The following is a 735-nucleotide window of genomic DNA, read 5'->3' as shown; positions in this document are numbered from 1 at the left end:
GAAGAGGTTGAGCAGGTAAGATAGCGAATAAAAAAGTGATTTTGTGACAATTACGTTTATTAAATCAAAAAAAACCTACGTACTAACGAACATTATTTATAGTATAATTATGTATTAGCATAACACACAAAATAAACACATTTGTCATTAAAATATATCATAATTGTTATTTTTAAGGAAACATCAAATGAAATTCGAATCCCATAGACAATAGACTAAACTGTTCGCTAGTGCGAGGAAAAGAAACCTGGCATCATACGCAATGCATTTGAAAACTAAATCCTGTACTCCCGGTAACGGTGAGCCCCAAAGGTAGATAGATAAATATAATTTAGATAAATAAATATAATTTATCTATCATTTATTTATCAATTATTTATCTGATGCAATCTTTGGGACCCGCCATCACCGCATTGTGCAGCCAGAGATTTGTCCTTAGTTTACTGTAATGACAGGTTGACAACTCTTGAGCCGAATGTTTGTATATTATAAACCAAAGCATAATCAAAATTATCATGGGAACAGATATAGATAACAATAAAAATATTGATCGATCATATCGCCGGACTTTTGTGTTTCGGAGGGCACGTTAAACTTATAGTTTCTGACTGATGGTAAGTCTCCTGAGTACCACATATCATTCATCAGCTCATTTAATAAATGCTCTTTAGATGATAGATGTTCTATAATGGACTCATATTCGAAATCATATAGTTCTGATTTGGATTTTGGCTT

General features: G+C 32.1%; 1 protein-coding gene. It reads right to left on the bottom strand.

The features are described 5' to 3' along the window. Positions 1 to 513 precede the first annotated feature (513 nt). The coding region (locus ACJ5GX_RS01665) for a hypothetical protein (protein ID WP_495292630.1) at positions 514 to 735 on the bottom strand (222 nt) is incomplete at its 5' end.

The organism is Wolbachia endosymbiont of Tuta absoluta, assembly GCF_059414725.1.
This window is presented reverse-complemented; position numbering and strand designations above follow the sequence as displayed.